This is a genomic window from Wansuia hejianensis, from assembly GCF_014337215.1.
Taxonomy (GTDB): Bacteria; Bacillota; Clostridia; order Lachnospirales; family Lachnospiraceae; genus Scatomonas; species Scatomonas hejianensis.
In genome coordinates this window covers 3,134,146-3,150,722 of sequence record NZ_CP060635.1, presented here as the reverse complement: position 1 = coordinate 3,150,722, position 16,577 = coordinate 3,134,146, and the positions used below count along the sequence as shown (strand labels likewise).

The window sequence follows — 16,577 nt, the reverse complement described above, 5'->3', positions numbered from 1 at the left end:
AATCATTCCGGCTGATAGATATATTTTCCATGGTTTACATCACGCAGCGCCTTCTTCATCTCTGCATCCGATGTCTTTCTGGGATACTGCGGAAGATCCCGGCCCGCAAACTGCATATCGATGATCTGATCGCACAGCTCATCCGGGCATCCGCCTTCAATACCGCGGGATTTTGCGTATTCATCCATCGTCATGTTATTCAGGATGTTCAGATCATAGTTCAGTTTCATCAGTTTCTTAACTAATACATTCAGGTCGAAGTCTTTATACGCAACCGTCTCCAGGGGATACATTGCATTATAGACCTTCCAGAATTTCTCCCGCTTATTCTCCCCGTTCCATTCCACGAACCAGGGAAGCAGGATCGCGCATGCGTCGCCGTGAGCGATATGCAGAACTTCTGTGATCGGATGATTACATGCATGAATCTGTGCGATAGAGGAACAGTTCCAGGAAACTCCTGCAAACATCGCGCCGCGGCAGATAGCGTCGGCAGGCCCCTCTTCTGCGGGGTTGCGCACATATCTCACGATATTCGGTCCGATCAGTTCGATCGCGTGAAGCGCGCACAGCTCAGAAAACTCTGTTGCAGCGCGGCTTACATAGGATTCTATTGCCTGTACCAGCGCATCCATAGCCGTTGCCGCTGCCACATGGGCCGGCAGGGTCGCCATCAGATCCGGGTCTTCAATCGCATACGCCGGAAGGATGCAGTCGTGCATGGGAACCAGCTTGTGTCCTGTGACGTCGGAAATAACCGCGTTGCGGATGACTTCTGAACCTGTACCGAACGTGGTGGGTATACATATCATCGGGAATGTATGCCAGGGTGTGGCTACATGGGGATCCAGGGCAAATAGGATTTTTTCCAGCTCATCTATCGTCTTGCCGCTGTCGCCCATCATTGCAATGCCTTTTGCACTGTCCATGGCTGAACCGCCGCCCACTGCAATAATCGCGTCTGCTCCAAATTCCTGATACATCGGGAATCCGATCGTCTCGATATCCACCTGCAGCGGATTCGGTTTGATCTCTGAAAAGATCTTATATTCAAGCCCTGCCGCTTCAACCGTTTTAATGATAGAATCCGCGCCGCCCGCCGCGAGAACGCCGGGGTCAATCACAAGCAAAAGTTTTTTCCATCCTTCAGAGTTACAGATCTTACCGATCACAGAAATAGAACCGCTGCCGGAATACACATAGCCTTTTACACCAAACGGTCTGTATTTTTCAAGCTGTCTTTTCGTTGCCATAACTTTACTCTCCTTTTCTATTATCAGGAATCCGCGTTTCACGTATTGTCTTTTACGTTAGTCAGCGCGGTAAAAATCCTTCATGATGATTACTTTTTCCTGCATCATTTCGCCGAGTGTCATAAACCCTTCTCTTCCCATGCCGCTGTGCTTATAGCCGCCGAATGGATGCATCATATTGCGGTAAGTGCCGGTTCCGTTGATGACAACGCCGCCGGACTGTATCGCGCGCGCCATGCGCATGCCCTTTTTCCAGTCTTTGGTCCATACGCATCCCGACAGGCCATAACTACTCTGATTCGCGATTTCCAGGGCTTCTTCTTCCGTGTCAAATCCGCAAATTGGAAGTACCGGCCCGAATATCTCCATATCCTTCATAATATCCATGTCTCTGGTCACGTCGCCGAGAACGGTGGGCTCTATAAAGCATCCGTTCCTTCTGCCGCCTGTCAGGATCTTCGCTCCCTGGGCAGCCGTCTTCTGAATCTGCTCCTCGACAGTCTTAGCTGCCCTTTCAGAAATCAGCGGATTCATAATCATTCCCGCATGTGCCATCTTGGAGAAATCCAGGTTCAGGAATTTCTCTACTTCTGCGTCATAATCCATATCATAGCCCATATGAATCGTTTTGGTAAATTCCAGAACTCCCTGGGTAAATGCTTCTTTCAGGGAATTATGGACAATAAACCGTTTGGGTGAAATGCAGATCTGTCCGGCGGAATTCATCCTCCAAAAAGCGCCGTCTGCAATGGCCGCCTGAAGGTCCGCGTCCTCCATAATTATAAAGGGATCATTTCCACCCAGCTCAAGCGCGCAGGGTGAAAGCTTCTTTGCCATGATTTCTGCGATATGTACGCCTACTTCCGTGCTTCCAGTCAATGTAACGGCGTTAATCCGCGGATCTTTCGACAGGTAATCACCGATCTCGCCCCCGTTTCCCGTGATGACCTGCAGCGTGCTGCCCGGGACGCCGGCCTGCCACAGCAGTTTACAGATCATTATGACTGCCAGCGGGTTCGTCGTGGGCGGCTTTACAATCACCGCGTTTCCAGCCGCAAGTGCAGGCGCCGCTTTATATGCAAACAGCATGATGGAAGCGTTAAATGGGACAATTGCCAGGACTGTCCCTACCGGCTCATAGGTTACGAGCTGCATATCATTCTCTGTTTTCCCGTCATGCCCCGCTTCGATGCCAGGCACCATGAGATGTCCATTATATCGTTTCGCTGTTTCCAGATATCCGCGGAACAGCTGGGGAAGCCCTTGGATCTGCATCAGCCCGTTTCTGAGGCTGCTTCCGGACTCTTTGCATACAACTGTCAGAATTTCTTTTTTGTTCTCCTCCAGCAGTTCTTCAAACCTGTCCAGGATCTGCTCTTTTTCTCTGAGCGGGATCGCCTGCCATGCCTTCTGTCCCTTAACCGACGCGGCAAGCGCTTTTTCCATATCTTGTTCTGTCGCCGCAGGGATCGTCCCCACCAGCGAACCATTTACGGGACAGGTGACATCAATTGTTCTTCCGTTGGACGCATCCACTTCGCATCCGTCAATGAGCATTTTCATATTCCTTCTCCTTCCTTTATTGCTCCATCCACCGTCTGTACCCTTCCGCTTCAATCCCGAAACGCTCCAGGCACTTGCAGGCCATATGATGAACCATATCTTCAAGTGTTTCTGGCTTGTTATAAAAAGTCATCACCATGGGCAGGATATCCACACCCAGATTACAGAGCTTCAGCATATTTTCAAGATGAATGCTGCTGAATGGGCATTCCCTGACCATGAGCACCAGCTTTCTCCGTTCCTTCAGAACTACGTCCGCCGCCCGCAGGAGCAGCGAATCACTGTATCCGTTGGCAATACCCGCAACTGTCTTCATGCTGCAGGGCACGATGATCATGCCATCATTCCTGAAGCTCCCGCTGGCAACCGCGCTTCCAATCGAATGGGTATCATAGACACAGTCCGCCAGCCCTTCAATATCTTTCACGCTCCAGCTGCTTTCATATGTAATCGTTACCTTTCCACTGTCAGAAATCACCAGATGGCTCTCATATCCCTCCTGCTGTTTCAGAAGTTTCAGCACCTCAACTGCAGCCGGAATACCACTCGCCCCGCTGATTCCCACGATAATTCTTCTTTTCTCCATATAAATGAATCCCCACCTGCTTTCCAACATTAGTTTGCGCTCATTTTAATTTTTCTGCAATTCTGTTTTAAATGAGATATTATTCCACAAAAGAATAGGTTATGGCAAGTATTTCTTTTATAATTTACAATGAAAGTTTCGGACGGAAAGAGAACCGTACCCCTGGATTAATTCTGGGTTGCGAAAAGATGAGGTGAATACATATGTCATACGTTATTTCAGCACAGGTTAATACAGGAAGCCGGTTTGAAATCACCGCCACCGCAATTCCCTGCGGAAAAGACTGGAACATCGCTGTCTGCGGCGGCACGCTTCATCATGTGGGAGCTATCGCCGTCTGTTATCCCGATTCCGAAAAAACCACAGTCAACATGATCGCCCTGCCCGGCCACAGAGACGATCTGGTGGCAGAATTATTTGCACAAAAAATATCCCTGGCCTTTCGCTGCCACGCGGCAGCCAGCGCAGGGATACATATTGATAACGCCTCGAAGGGAGACATTCAGATTTTAATAAAAAGCAGTGAAAAATGCTGTGAAGAATTAATAAAAAAAATGAAACAACACAGCTCACCTACAGACGCACTTATACACGCCTGAATACAAACCGTGGAACTTCTATATACCCAGCAGTTCAAATTCAACAGCCAGCGTCTCCGCTTCCCTCAGCGTATTCTTCCACCCATACTTTTTCAGATCCACAACCTGACCTTCATCCGTAATCATCACCTGGATCCCTTCTTTTTCCAAAAGCATTTTCTGAAGACCCGGAACCTCAAATGAGGCCGCCCCACTCAATACCCCTCTTGCATTCACCATCCGATGAGCGGGCACATCCCCCGCCAGCCCACATCTGAGACCATACCCCACCTGCCTGGCATTCCGTGGTTTTCCACACAACAAGGCAATCTGACCATAAGTAGCCACCTTCCCTTCCGGAATCCTCCCACAGGCCACCTTCATCCTCTTGTAAAAATCCAAACCACGATCCTCCTTACCAAAAACTCATTTCTTTTATTGTAACGCCTTATGCAAAAATCCACAAGCCGCAAAACCTCACTGATTTGGGTTTTGGGCGAGAGGGGGGGGGTGGATACCCCCCTCCCCCTCCCCGACCATTTGGAATCAAAACCATATTTTTTCTTGTAATGCTCCATTTTTTGGAGTATACTTTAGTTAAACATTTACTAATTAAGGAGTTTATATATGGAACCTTCACTGATTGAACAATTTATTACATCCATGTCCCGCCTGAAGAAGCTGGAATCAGTTTTTTCATCAGAATGTGAGATGCAAATCAATGAGATGGCCATTTTATATCATATTACCACGCTCTGCAATGAATGCCCCGACGTCCACCTGAATGTCCCGATGATCCAGGAACAGCTTCTGATTTCTAAACCAGCCGTTTCCTACATACTGAATTCGCTGGAGAAGAAGAACTATATCACACGGAAGATTGATCTTTGTGACCGGAGGAAGATCTCTATCAGCATCACTGATGAAGGCAGGGCCGCTGCAGACCAGTCCATGAAGAAGTATTATGGAATATGGGCGGAGATCGTGCGTCGTTTCGGGGAAAATAATATGAGACAGCTGATCGAACTGCTCACAGATTTGAATAATTTATACAGAACACTGGACGGTATGCCAGATCATTGAGGGGCTGTCACACTAAGTGATTAGTGCGGGCCCTTTTTTCATACTTCAATCGGAAGTTTTGTGGAACAGGAGGTTTGTGATGGAATATCAGGAGATTATGAAAGTGCTGTCAGATTGCGGGCTGGGCGCATTGGTCGCTGCTGACGACTGGAAGATCTGTGAGGTAAATGAGGCGGCTGTCCGGCTGCTGCATGGACAGGAACATAACTGGCTGATCGGCAAGTATCTTTTTGAAATTGCTGAGCCTCTATGTGCAGAGCCAGAGCAAAAAATGTATGCTTACATAGGTTTTAACGAATATCTGCTACGCTGTCCCACTCCCGCGGCACACAATCTGCCGCCTGACTGCCGGCTGATTGTGTTCCGGGCTGCGACTAGAGACGCACAATGCGACATGTTCGAGCACGCCTTAGAACAGGTGAGCGACGCAGTCATCATGTGCGATGAAGAAACGCGGATCAGCTTCCTCAACAATGCCTGCATTAAGATGGATGAGGTTGTTCCAGGTGATGTCATTGGAGAAAAAAATGAAGACGTATACGAACCTTTGGATGGGCAGGAACTGATTATTCCCTGCTCCATCCGGGAAAAGCAGGTATTTCTTTCCAGACGGCAGATTTATACGACCCGCTATAATAAAAACGTGGATATCACCGCCAATACTTATCCTATCATCCAGAATGGCCAGGTACTCGGCGGATATAGCATCATGAAGGACTGGAGCGCCGTCGATTCCCTGAATAAAAAGATCATAGAGCTGCAGGCGAAGTTGATCGCCCAGAGCGATCCGGGAAAGCAGCGCAGCGGAAAGAGCGCGCTGTCTGCTAAGTATCATTTTAACGACATAACCCACATCAGCGCTTCCATCGAAACACTGATTGAACAGTGCCACCGGGCCGCCAAATCAGATTCTTCTGTGATGATATACGGAGAGACGGGAACCGGCAAGGAGCTGTTCGCGCAGAGTATCCACAATGACAGCCGCCGGGCAAAAGGCCCATTTCTTGCAATTAACTGTGCGGCAATTCCTGAAAACCTGCTGGAGGGTCTGTTATTCGGTACGGAAAAAGGCGCCTATACCGGCGCAGAACACAGACAGGGATATTTTGAGCAGGCGAACAACGGCACACTGATGCTCGATGAACTGAACTCCATGAATATTAATTTACAGGCAAAGCTTCTCCGTGTCTTACAGGACGGCGTAGTCCGCCGTGTCGGGGGGGCCTCTGCCATTCACGTAGATGTCCGCGTGCTGTCTAACCTGAATATCCCGCCTATGCAGGCAATTGAGGAAAATAAGCTCAGGCGGGACCTGTTCTACCGTCTCGGCGTTGTCAATCTCACGATCCCGCCCCTGCGTGAACGCAAAGAAGACATTCCCCTGCTTGCCAAACAGTTTATCATGAAGTGCAACGTCAGGCTTTCGCGCAATGTCCGGGGACTGGACCCCGCAACTGTTGATCTGTTCAATGCGTATAGCTGGCCAGGCAACATCCGCGAACTGGAGCATATCATCGAGCATGCGATCAACATTCTCCCGGACGACGAGCCAATGATTAAACCGGATTATATTCCCAAATATATGTCTGAATCACAGTCACTGCTTCACCCTGTGAGCCGCCCGGCAGAATCACCCGCGCTCCGTTCCTCACTGAACAGCACCATGCAGGACGTAGAGCGCAGTACAATTTGCAAAGTCCTCAGGGAGCACGGAGGAAACATTTCAGCAACTGCCCGCGTTCTCAAAATGAGCCGGCAGAATCTACAATACCGTATCAGGAAATACGGAATCCAGGTAAAAGAATTGCTCATGTAAATGTATGGGCATCACAGAAACTTCTAATTGAATCCCCCCCTCACGTTTTGGAGGATAAATATCTTGGCAGAATGCAAATTTTATTTGCATTCTGCCATTTTACTTTTGACTATTATGCTTAATATTTTTGCATGCGCAAAAATATTAAGCATATCATGCAAAAATATTATGCGCTATTTATATAGCCAAAACTGGTAACCGATTCAGAATCGACGTAAGCAGTAACAATTTACACAATTATTTCAACCGATAATTGAGAAATTTTAACAAAAGATACTAATGAATGCAATTTCCCGGCAGCATTTGAAGACTGGCACGCCAATTGCATCAATAATTGTAAAACGGCATTTTTAAAAGTAATTGCATGTGCGTTTCCGGCATTCAATTTCTTTAGAAAGGCTGAGAATCGAAAGGAGATCATAAAATGTTGCAGAATCAAGACCGCAGATTTAAACTGGGCATGCACAGCTATACCCTCCATCTTTCCGGGTTTGGCGAGAGCTGGGGATTTCAGGAATATGGAGAACATCACACTTTTGAGCAGGTAAAAACCTTTGAGGATCTGGTTGATATTGCCGTTGAGGTGGGGCTGGATGTCCTGCATATCACACTGGTTGACATCCAAAACGACATTTCCGCAGAGCATCTGGCCGCGTGCCGCAGATATGCAGAGGAACACGGAATCGAGTTGGAACTGAACGTTTCTTTCCATGCACCCTCTGATCCACGCGTAAACTGTACCATTGAAGATTCTTTGGAAATCGCCCACACTCTGGGATGTAAGCTGGTAAAATACAGCACAGATGTAAAGCATCCGGAGAAATCCTCCCACTCCTGCATGTGTGCATCTGTAGTCGCACAGCTGGCGGCCATAGCTGAAAACTTCCGCAAAGCAATCCCGCTCATTGAAAAGTATGGGCTGCAAATATCTATTGAGAATCACTGTGATCTGTTCTCTGACGAGGTGATCTGGCTGGTCGAAGAGCTGGCCCATCCACAGATCGGCGCCTGCTGCGACACTATCAACTCTCTGATGCTGATGGAGGGAATTGAATCATGTGTCCGCAAGATGGCTCCTTATGTAAACTGTGTCCATTTTTGCGACAACCGTGTGTTTGCTGATCCGGACGGCACGCATTCTGTGGGTACTGCCATCGGCCAGGGAAACGTTGACTGCGCTGCAATCATAAAAATCCTGCGGGAACAGGCGCCGAAACAGCTGGATACCATTGATCTGGAAATCGAATTGCCTCTGTCCGGTTACTCCATAGAAGAAGGGCGCAAACTGGAGCTAAAGGGGCTGCGGGAATCTTGCGAATATATGTATAAAACATTGGGCGTCGGTTACAACGCAGCAAATATTTACAATCATTAAAACTGGAAAAGCCGCTCAATCACCATATACAATGATTGAGCGGCTCTCTGCTTATGAATTTCGGCGCACTGCAAGGCAGATATCTTCCTCCCTGCCACTGGCGACAATTTCATCTTCCTTCTCAAAACCGCCTTCCAGAATCTGATCCGCGACCGCGTTCTGCAGCACCGACTGGATAGATCTCTTCAACGGTCTCGCTCCATATATAGGATCAAAGCCTTTGGCAGCCAGCACATCTACGGCGCTGTCCTCTACAACCAGCCTGATTCCTTTTCCCGCCATTCTGGCAGACAGACGTTCTGTCAGCCCCCGGGCAATGGCCCGGATATCTTCCCGTCCCAGCTGGCGGAAAACAATGATTTCATCCAGCCGGTTCAGGAATTCCGGTGAAAATGTCATCTTCACTTCTTCCATAACCGCACTGCGGATCTCTTCCGCCGACCGTGTCTCGCTATCCTGGGCGGCCCCGGCAAAGCCGAGGGATTTCCTGCCCAGGATATCCCTTGCCCCCACATTGGAAGTCAGGACAATGATCGTATTCTTAAAGCTGACGGTACGTCCCTGTCCGTCCGTCAGGCGGCCGTCATCCAGAATCTGAAGCAGCGCGTTCCACACGTCTGGATGGGCCTTTTCTATTTCATCAAATAAAACTATGCTGTAGGGCCTTTTCCTCACCTGCTCGGTCAGCTGTCCGCCTTCCTCATACCCCACATAACCGGGCGGAGGTCCTACCAGCCTGGCAACTGTATGCTTTTCCATATATTCCGACATGTCCATCCGGATAATCGCGTTTTCATCCTGGAACATCACCTCAGCCAGCGCCCGGCACAGCTCTGTCTTACCCACGCCGGTCGGACCTAAAAACAGAAAGGAACCGATCGGACGGTTGGGATCTGCAACCCCTGTCCTGCCCCGCCGTATGGCACGGGCCACAGCCGTCACAGCTTCTTCCTGCCCGATCACACGCCTGTGCAGCGTCTCCTCCAGCGACCTCAGCCTCTGGCTTTCCTCTTTCGTCAGCATGGTGACGGGAATCTTCGTCCAGGCCGAAACCACTTGGGCTATGTCTTCAGCGGTCACCTGGCTTCCCTGCTCCTTCTGCCAGAGCTCCTGCCGGTTCTTCAGCGTCTTTTCCAGCTCTGTCTGCTCATCCCGCAGAACGGCAGCCCGTTCATATTCCTGCAGGGCCGCCGCTTTCTTCTTCCTCGCACAGACATCCTGGATCTCTTCCTCCAGGGCCTGCAGATGCGGCGGAACCGTCATGCTCCGCGTCCGGATACGGGAGGCTGCCTCATCCATCAGATCAATGGCCTTATCCGGCAGATACCTGTCAGGAATATAGCGGGCCGACAATTCTACCGAAGCCTTCACAGCTTCATCTGTGATCTCCAGTCCATGGAAATCTTCATAACGGCCTCTAAGCCCCCTGAGGATATTCACTGCCTCCTCCTGAGACGGCTCCTCTACCAGGACAGGCTGAAACCTGCGTTCCAGAGCGGCATCCTTTTCCACATATTTCCTGTACTCTGCCCGTGTGGTGGCGCCAATCACCTGCAGCCCACCCCGGGCCAGCACTGGCTTCAGGATGTTGGCTGCATCCATGGCGTCCCCGCTGCTCGCTCCCGCACCGATCAGTGTATGCAGTTCATCCAGAAACAGAATCACATCTCCTGCTGCCTCAGCCTCTTCCAGAAATGCTTTCATCCGTTCCTCAAAATCCCCGCGGAACCGGGCGCCGGACACCATGCCCACCAGATCCAGTGATATAATACGTCTGTTCTTCAGGTTCTGCGGAATCAGCTCGCTGGCGATACGCTGGGCCAGCCCCTCTGCGACAGCAGTTTTTCCAACGCCAGGCTCTCCGATTAACACAGGGTTATTCTTCGTACGCCTGGAAAGCACCTGTACCAACCGCTCGACCACATCCTCCCGCCCAATTACAGGATCAAATCCTCCTTCACGGGCCTTCTGTGTGATATCCCGCCCATACTTGGACAGATTTTCTTCTCCCTGTCCTTTCCTGCCCTTCACCTCTGCGGGAGGAGCGGCTGTTTCCCCCACCGTATCACTTACCTGCTTGAGTTCCTTCTGCAATTGTTCCGGGTCAATATCCAGCGACTGTAATATTTGCGCTCCCGCGCTGTCCTCACCTTCTAACATGGCAGCCAGCAGATCTTCAGGCTCCATTACCTCCTGAGCCTGATTCTCAGCTATCTCCGCGGCCCGTCTCAGAAGCTGCTCCGCCTCTCCCGACATCTGAATCGCCTGGACTCCGCTGTCTGCATCATCCTTTTCTCCATATTCCTGTAAATACTCACTGATCAGCTCGCCGTTTACTCCGTATCTCCTGAGTATCCTTCCGGCTTTTCCCTGATCCTGAGTCATCGCCCACAGCAGATGCTCACTCCCTACGAATCCGCAGCCCATATGAGCCGCAAACTGCAGGGACAGCTGAAACATCTGCAGCACGCGTTCACTATACGCTTCCTGTGCAGTTTTCATGGGAATACACCTCCTTCTCTATGACGGCAATATCGTCTCTGAGCCGTGCCGCTTCTTCGTAATTCTCCGCTTCCGCCGCTTCATGAAGGCGGTTCTGCAGCGCGGACAGCTGGCGTTTCCTCTTCAGCAGATCTCCCGCATCTTCAGGAAACAGCCGCTCTCCCGGCTTCCGTTCCTCCAGTTTCCCCGGCCACCAGCCGGTATATTTCTTAAAGGTATCTTCCTGGCCTGCTGCGCCAGCCTTCTGCCACATCTTCTTCATGCACTCTTCACACATGGCAATCTGATAGATACCGCCCATCCAGTTAACATAAAACACTTTATCTGCTTCATTTTTCTTGCAATACTGGCACTTCATAGGTCTCACCTCTCTTCACCGAGTTCCAGTTTATTAAATCTCAGCTGTAAAATTCTATTAGCTGCAAGCTACATTTATAACTAAAAGCTTTTAATAGTTAAGCTTTTAATTATAATACTTCTAAACTAATATTCTGTCAACCAATTTCACAGTTATTTAATAAAAGGACTGATGGGTTTGTGGCGAGGGGGGATGGATACCCGGACGAAAAGCGGCGGGAGAGCTTCAGCGGTTGCGGCCTGCCGGGCAGACTGGGCTTCGGGTTGAAGTGATTCTAAGACTTCCGAAGACCGCTCTCCAGGGGTACCGGGGAAAGTCCGGTGGAAGGCTTGATGCCTTCCATCCTCCGTTCCCCTCGCCCGCCGTGCTTGAAGCACAGCGGACGCCCCCTGGAGAGCGGCCTCCGGAAGTCAAGAATCACTAACAACCCTGCAGAGGTCTGCCCGGCAGGCCGCAACCGCTGAAGCTCTCCCGCTGCTTTTCTGGCTGTCCCAGACGGTACAATGGCTCTCGCCAGAGGTGGAACCCCGATGGTCTCAGACAGTAGATTTCGGGATGAAACGAAAAATCACTGGCATTAATTATTAAACATCAGATGTCGGAATTAAGCGAAAAAAATTCCGGCGCCAATGACCCCAATTCAGTCATGCATTACCGTCTGAAACTATAGGGATGACACTTTCGTTGAACCCGGGCGAGGCGTTTTCGATCACCAGAAAGGCTGTCGGGAGGCGGGATGGAACAGGGGGGTGCCATGGATTTCTGCAGGCCTGATTAGTTCTGCTTAGTGGGCAGCAGCGCCGGAAGGGAGGGCAGGTATTGTGCTTCACGCACAATACCTGAAGGGCACGGAGGATAGAAAGACATCAGTCTTTCTACCGGACTTGCCCTGGTACCTCCCTGCAGGCGCTGATGGCCACTTAGCAGAACTTCAGGCCGAAGCCTTCCATGGCACCCCCCTGTTCCATCCCACCTCCCGACAGCCTTTCGTCCGGGTATCCAAACGCCTCCCCCCCTCACCGTCAAATTGGAAAGCCCCTTGCTGCCTGACTATTTTGTCAGTTGACAGCAAAGGGTCTTTTATTCCTGATTATAAATATTTTTTCAGAGCGTCTGTTTTATCCAGCTTCTCCCAGGGCAGATCCAGGTCATTTCTTCCGAAGTGTCCATAGGCCGCCGTCTGCTTATAGATCGGACGGCGCAGATCCAGCATCTTGATGATTCCGGCAGGGCGAAGGTCGAAGTTCTCGCGGACGATCTCTGTCAGCTTCTCATCAGAAAGCTTACCGGTACCGAAGGTTTCAACCTGGACGGATGTGGGATGGGCTACGCCGATGGCATAGGAAAGCTGAATCTCACATTTATCTGCTAATCCTGCAGCCACCAGGTTTTTAGCCACATAACGCGCCGCGTAAGCTGCGGAACGGTCTACCTTAGTACAGTCCTTGCCGGAGAAAGCGCCGCCGCCGTGACGGGCATATCCACCGTATGTATCCACGATGATTTTCCGTCCTGTCAGTCCGGAATCTCCATGAGGTCCGCCGATTACGAAACGTCCGGTGGGATTAATGTAGAATTTCGTATCATCATCAATCATATTCTTCGGCAGGATCGGATCAAACACATATTTTTTGATATCTTCGTGGATCTGCTCCTGGCTGATCTCCGGGCCGTGCTGCGTGGACAGGACAACCGCATCCAGGCGGAACGGTTTACCGGCCTCGTCATACTCAACCGTAACCTGAGTCTTGCCATCCGGTCTGAGATAGGGCAGCGTGCCGTCTTTGCGGACCTCTGTCAGCTTCAGGGCCAGCTTGTGGGCCAGCGCAATCGGATACGGCATATATTCCTCTGTCTCATTATTCGCATAACCGAACATCATGCCCTGGTCTCCGGCTCCGATTGCATCAATATCCGCGTCAGACATGGTATTTTCTTTCGCTTCCAGCGCCTTATCAACGCCCAGCGCGATATCTGCCGACTGTTTATCCAGCGCTGTTATCACCGCGCAGGTTTCCGCGTCAAATCCATATTTACCGCGTGTATATCCGATCTCCGTAATCGTGTCGCGCACGATCTGCTGAATATCCACATTCGCCTTGGAGGTAATTTCGCCCATAACCATGACCACACCTGTTGTCGTACAGGTCTCACAAGCCACGCGGCTCATTGGGTCCTGTGCAACGAGGGCGTCCAGGATCGCGTCTGAAATCTGATCACAGATTTTATCCGGATGGCCTTCAGTAACAGATTCAGAAGTAAACAATCTTTTTTCCATTCTAAGTTCTCCTTTTCTTTTGCTGCTTCTTCGCTCTCTTCTCCATTGAAAGGGATAATAAAAAGTCCATCATAAGATGGACTTAACAATACAATTATCAAATCCCCTTATTGTTCGAAAATTTCGCTCAGGCTGGCACCTTCCTTCAACGGGGTTGCCGTGGTTTCACAGGTCCTATGTACCTCCGCCACTCTGAATAAGAGAAAAGCACATATGAAATTAATAATCTTCGCTACATACATTACCCCTTTTTACCTGGAACGTCAAGAGGCATTTGCGGTAAATGCGACACTGCCATGAAATTGTCCAAACTAAGATTCTATCGTAATTCTTTGCAAGCTGTTTCTTTTGTGTTATCATGGTTATAGTTGGAAGCATACGCACTCCTGCATCATGGCTGCCGAAAGGACGTTTATTATGACGCTTCAGAATTTTGTATACAACAAGAATACCTTTAGCAAGAAGACATGGGCCGCGATTTTTTTCGGCATATTTTTTAGCGGAGGGATTTTCGGATTCATATATGAAACTATTTTTTACATCATAAATAATGGAGCGCTCACCAGAAGGGGCACCTGCTTTGGGCCATGGATCGAGATCTACGGGTTCGGAGGCCTGATCATTTTTATCGTTTCCTATGGCCTCAGGAAGAAGCCGTGGCTTGTTTTTCTAATGAGCGGGCTGGTCTGCGGGCTGTTGGAATACGCCGCGGGGTTTGCCATATACACATCCACAGGAACAAGAAGCTGGGATTACAACACTGAAATCTGGAATTTCGGCAATATTGGCGGTTTTATCTGCTTAAGATCCGTTTTGGTCTTCGCTTTTGCAGGGCTGCTCCTTATGTATGTGATAGTGCCCGTTCTGATTTGGCTTTTAGAAAAGATCGGCGAGAAACGATTTTTTATTCTGATGACGGCCGTGGGGCTGCTGTTTCTAATTGACATTCTCTACAATGATGTGCTCGCCGGAATAGCCCCTGTAACTAATGCCATAGAATTTTACGGAAAATCCGGATGGTACCCAATCGTAACCGGATATACAATGAGGTAGCAATGGAAGATCACAAACAAACAGAAATAACGCAGCCGCAGCCCCTGCTGGACGATCAGGGGCATTTGTTAAATCCCGGATACTGCAAACGGAATCACTACATCTACAATAAGGAAAACATCAAAAAGCACAGATGGAGAATTAAAGAGTGGGATTATTATATGATCTCCGACGGCCGTTATATGACCGAGCTCAATTTTTATAACATTTCTATATTCGCCGCTATGATCGCAGATGTCATTGATCTGAAGACAGGGAAGCATTACAATGACCTGGTGATGGAACCATCTTATCCCGATAAATATAAAATGAGCCATGCGGCAGACAAACCGTTTCAATTTTCCTATTACAAATTCGGCAGAAAAGCGGAGTTTATCACGGATGCCTCTTCTCATAAGCTGTTTTTTAAGGGAAAATATAGAAGAAAAGATTTCAAAATAGATATCACTGGCAAAAGGCTTCCGGACCAGGAAAGTATCACGGTGGCCACTCCGTTTAAAAATCCTCATTGCTTTTTCTATACCCAAAAGCTCAACTGTATCCAGGCAGGCGGAACGATAAAAATAGCCGGTCAGACAATCAAATATGACCCAAAGGACACCTATATGGTGATGGACTGGGGAAGAGGCGTCTGGCCCTGGAGAAATACATGGTACTGGTCAAACGGCAGCACAGTCATTGATGGAAAGCTGTTTGGGTTTGAGCTTACCTGGGGTTTCGGTGACGAAAGCGCGGCAACGGAAACCGCCGTATTTTACGACGGCAAATGTCATAAGATAGGAAGGGTCAGCCTGGAAAAGGATCCAGAAAAGGAAAGGTGGATGAAACCCTGGCATTTCATCTCAGAGGACGGCCGGCTTGACCTCACACTCACGCCGGGATATCACCGGAGCAATGGGCTGATATTCCTAAAATTAATAGGAATGAAAAGTAATCAGGTGTTCGGGAAATTTAACGGATCTGTGCTTCTGGACGACGGCACAAGGATCGAGGTAAAAGAAATGCCGGCATTTGCTGAAAAGGTCTATAATTGCTGGTAAATAAAGAAGCAACCTAAAAGGTTAGGAGACAGGAGCCTCTGCGGATTCCTGCTTCCTAACCTTTATGATTATCTAAACATATCGCCGTCCTACTGATACTCAGCGGTCCTCTCTGAAATACGACAGCCCCAGATTCGCCGGCGGCTGGTTTTCTTTCTTTTTCCGGAAGCTGGCCACTATCAGCACAATGATCGTCACCACATAGGGAACCATCTGGATCAGATCTGTCATATAACTGGCTACCTTAATGCCCAGAAGGTTCGGGAGGAACTGGTAGAGCCAATACAGCATACCGAAGAGATAAGCTCCCCAGATGGCGTTTAACGGCTTCCAGGTAGTGAAGATTACCAGTGCCACAGCCAGCCAGCCCAGGGCCTCAATCTGTTCTGTGGTCGCCCAGATCCCCTGGTTGTAGTCCAGTACGTAATACAGGCCGCCGATTCCGGACAGTCCGGCACCGATACAGGTGGCCAGATATTTGTAGCGGGTGACGCTGATTCCGGCGGCATCCGCTGTGGCCGGGTTCTCTCCTACGGCGCGGAGATTCAGGCCCACACGGGTCTTGTTCAGTATGAGATGGAAGATCACCGCTATTATGATCGCCGCATACACGAGAAATCCATAGCTGAATACTGTCTGACTGACGACACCCAGCTTTGAAGACAATACAGGTATTTTCTGGGCAAAAGCGCTGTTGGCCAGGGGCGCCGCCGTATAACTCGCACCGTTCAGAATGAATACGCCGAAGAAATTAGCCACGCCCATTCCGAAAATCGTAAGCGCGAGACCGGTTACATTCTGATTCGCCCGTAGGGTGATGGTGAGAAAGCTGAAGATCAGCCCGCCCAGCATGGAGGCCGCCAAACAGCAGACCAGAGCGATGATCACACAGACCACAGCGTTCGGGTTTGGCATCAGCTTTTCATAATAATAAGAACTGGCAAACCCCGCGAAACCGCCCAGATACATGATACCGGGCACGCCCAGATTCAGGTTGCCGGACTTCTCAGTCAGGATCTCGCCCATGGCGCCGTACATGATTATTGTTCCGAAAGGAATAGCCCGGATAATCCATGCGATGAGATTTTCCAT

Annotated in this window: 14 protein-coding genes and 1 riboswitch; of the genes, 6 read left to right on the top strand and 8 right to left on the bottom strand. The window is 49.7% G+C overall.

The annotated features are described in order from the left end of the window. Positions 1–2: 2 nt before the first annotated feature. Genes H9Q79_RS14515 through H9Q79_RS14505 form a run of 3 tightly spaced genes read right to left on the bottom strand, consistent with a single transcriptional unit; the run spans position 3 to position 3,402 of the window. Positions 3–1,253 (bottom strand): iron-containing alcohol dehydrogenase, encoded by a 1,251-nt coding sequence (locus tag H9Q79_RS14515; protein WP_118646815.1) that lies wholly within the window; start codon positions 1,251–1,253, stop codon positions 3–5. Positions 1,254–1,310: 57 nt separating this feature from the next. After that, complete coding sequence (locus H9Q79_RS14510; protein WP_118646813.1) at positions 1,311–2,816, bottom strand: aldehyde dehydrogenase family protein; 1,506 nt, start codon at positions 2,814–2,816, stop codon at positions 1,311–1,313. A 16-nt stretch (positions 2,817–2,832) separates the two neighbouring features. Beyond that, a complete protein-coding gene (locus H9Q79_RS14505; protein ID WP_249328603.1) occupies positions 2,833–3,402 on the bottom strand; it encodes a UbiX family flavin prenyltransferase in 570 nt (189 codons plus the stop codon). A 203-nt stretch (positions 3,403–3,605) separates the two neighbouring features. Here H9Q79_RS14505 and lpdD point away from each other — a divergent pair, with 203 nt between their 5' ends. Continuing rightward, positions 3,606–4,001 carry a prenylated flavin chaperone LpdD gene (gene lpdD, locus H9Q79_RS14500; RefSeq protein ID WP_249328602.1) on the top strand — a complete coding sequence of 132 codons (396 nt, stop codon included), beginning with the start codon at positions 3,606–3,608 and terminating at the stop codon, positions 3,999–4,001. 18 nt (positions 4,002–4,019) lie between these two features. Here the strand turns inward: lpdD and H9Q79_RS14495 are convergent, their stop codons facing one another. Further along, positions 4,020–4,382: an MGMT family protein gene (locus tag H9Q79_RS14495; RefSeq protein WP_118646809.1), complete on the bottom strand. Its 363-nt coding sequence runs from the start codon at positions 4,380–4,382 to the stop codon at positions 4,020–4,022. Positions 4,383–4,607: 225 nt separating this feature from the next. Here H9Q79_RS14495 and H9Q79_RS14490 point away from each other — a divergent pair, with 225 nt between their 5' ends. The 3 genes from H9Q79_RS14490 (at position 4,608) to H9Q79_RS14480 (ending at position 8,254) form a co-directional block, all read left to right on the top strand. After that, entirely contained in the window at positions 4,608–5,063 is a 456-nt protein-coding gene (locus H9Q79_RS14490) for a MarR family winged helix-turn-helix transcriptional regulator (RefSeq protein WP_118646807.1), read from the top strand. Between the two features lie 79 nt (positions 5,064–5,142). Next, positions 5,143–6,879 carry a sigma-54 interaction domain-containing protein gene (locus H9Q79_RS14485; protein WP_249328601.1) on the top strand — a complete coding sequence of 579 codons (1,737 nt, stop codon included), beginning with the start codon at positions 5,143–5,145 and terminating at the stop codon, positions 6,877–6,879. A gap of 424 nt (positions 6,880–7,303) precedes the next feature. Further along, positions 7,304–8,254 (top strand): sugar phosphate isomerase/epimerase family protein, encoded by a 951-nt coding sequence (locus H9Q79_RS14480; protein ID WP_249328600.1) that lies wholly within the window; start codon positions 7,304–7,306, stop codon positions 8,252–8,254. Between the two features lie 51 nt (positions 8,255–8,305). Here the strand turns inward: H9Q79_RS14480 and H9Q79_RS14475 are convergent, their stop codons facing one another. The 3 genes from H9Q79_RS14475 to metK all read right to left on the bottom strand — a co-directional run bounded on the left by H9Q79_RS14475 (position 8,306) and on the right by metK (position 13,392). Then, entirely contained in the window at positions 8,306–10,756 is a 2,451-nt protein-coding gene (locus tag H9Q79_RS14475) for an ATP-dependent Clp protease ATP-binding subunit (RefSeq protein ID WP_249328599.1), read from the bottom strand. Continuing rightward, entirely contained in the window at positions 10,731–11,114 is a 384-nt protein-coding gene (locus H9Q79_RS14470; RefSeq protein WP_118646797.1) for a UvrB/UvrC motif-containing protein, read from the bottom strand. The genes H9Q79_RS14475 and H9Q79_RS14470 overlap by 26 nt, the downstream gene beginning before the upstream one ends. A gap of 1,090 nt (positions 11,115–12,204) precedes the next feature. Then, positions 12,205–13,392, bottom strand: a complete 1,188-nt coding sequence (metK, locus tag H9Q79_RS14465; protein WP_118646795.1) for a methionine adenosyltransferase — start codon at positions 13,390–13,392, stop codon at positions 12,205–12,207. A 104-nt stretch (positions 13,393–13,496) separates the two neighbouring features. After that, a riboswitch (SAM riboswitch) is annotated at positions 13,497–13,595 on the bottom strand. 214 nt (positions 13,596–13,809) lie between these two features. Between metK and H9Q79_RS14460 the strand changes: the two genes are divergently transcribed. Further along, complete coding sequence (locus tag H9Q79_RS14460; protein WP_249328598.1) at positions 13,810–14,445, top strand: putative ABC transporter permease; 636 nt, start codon at positions 13,810–13,812, stop codon at positions 14,443–14,445. A gap of 2 nt (positions 14,446–14,447) precedes the next feature. Further along, positions 14,448–15,485 carry a DUF2804 domain-containing protein gene (locus H9Q79_RS14455; RefSeq protein WP_249328597.1) on the top strand — a complete coding sequence of 346 codons (1,038 nt, stop codon included), beginning with the start codon at positions 14,448–14,450 and terminating at the stop codon, positions 15,483–15,485. A 99-nt stretch (positions 15,486–15,584) separates the two neighbouring features. Here H9Q79_RS14455 and H9Q79_RS14450 read toward each other — a convergent pair whose 3' ends face one another. Beyond that, entirely contained in the window at positions 15,585–16,577 is a 993-nt protein-coding gene (locus tag H9Q79_RS14450; RefSeq protein ID WP_249328596.1) for an ABC transporter permease, read from the bottom strand.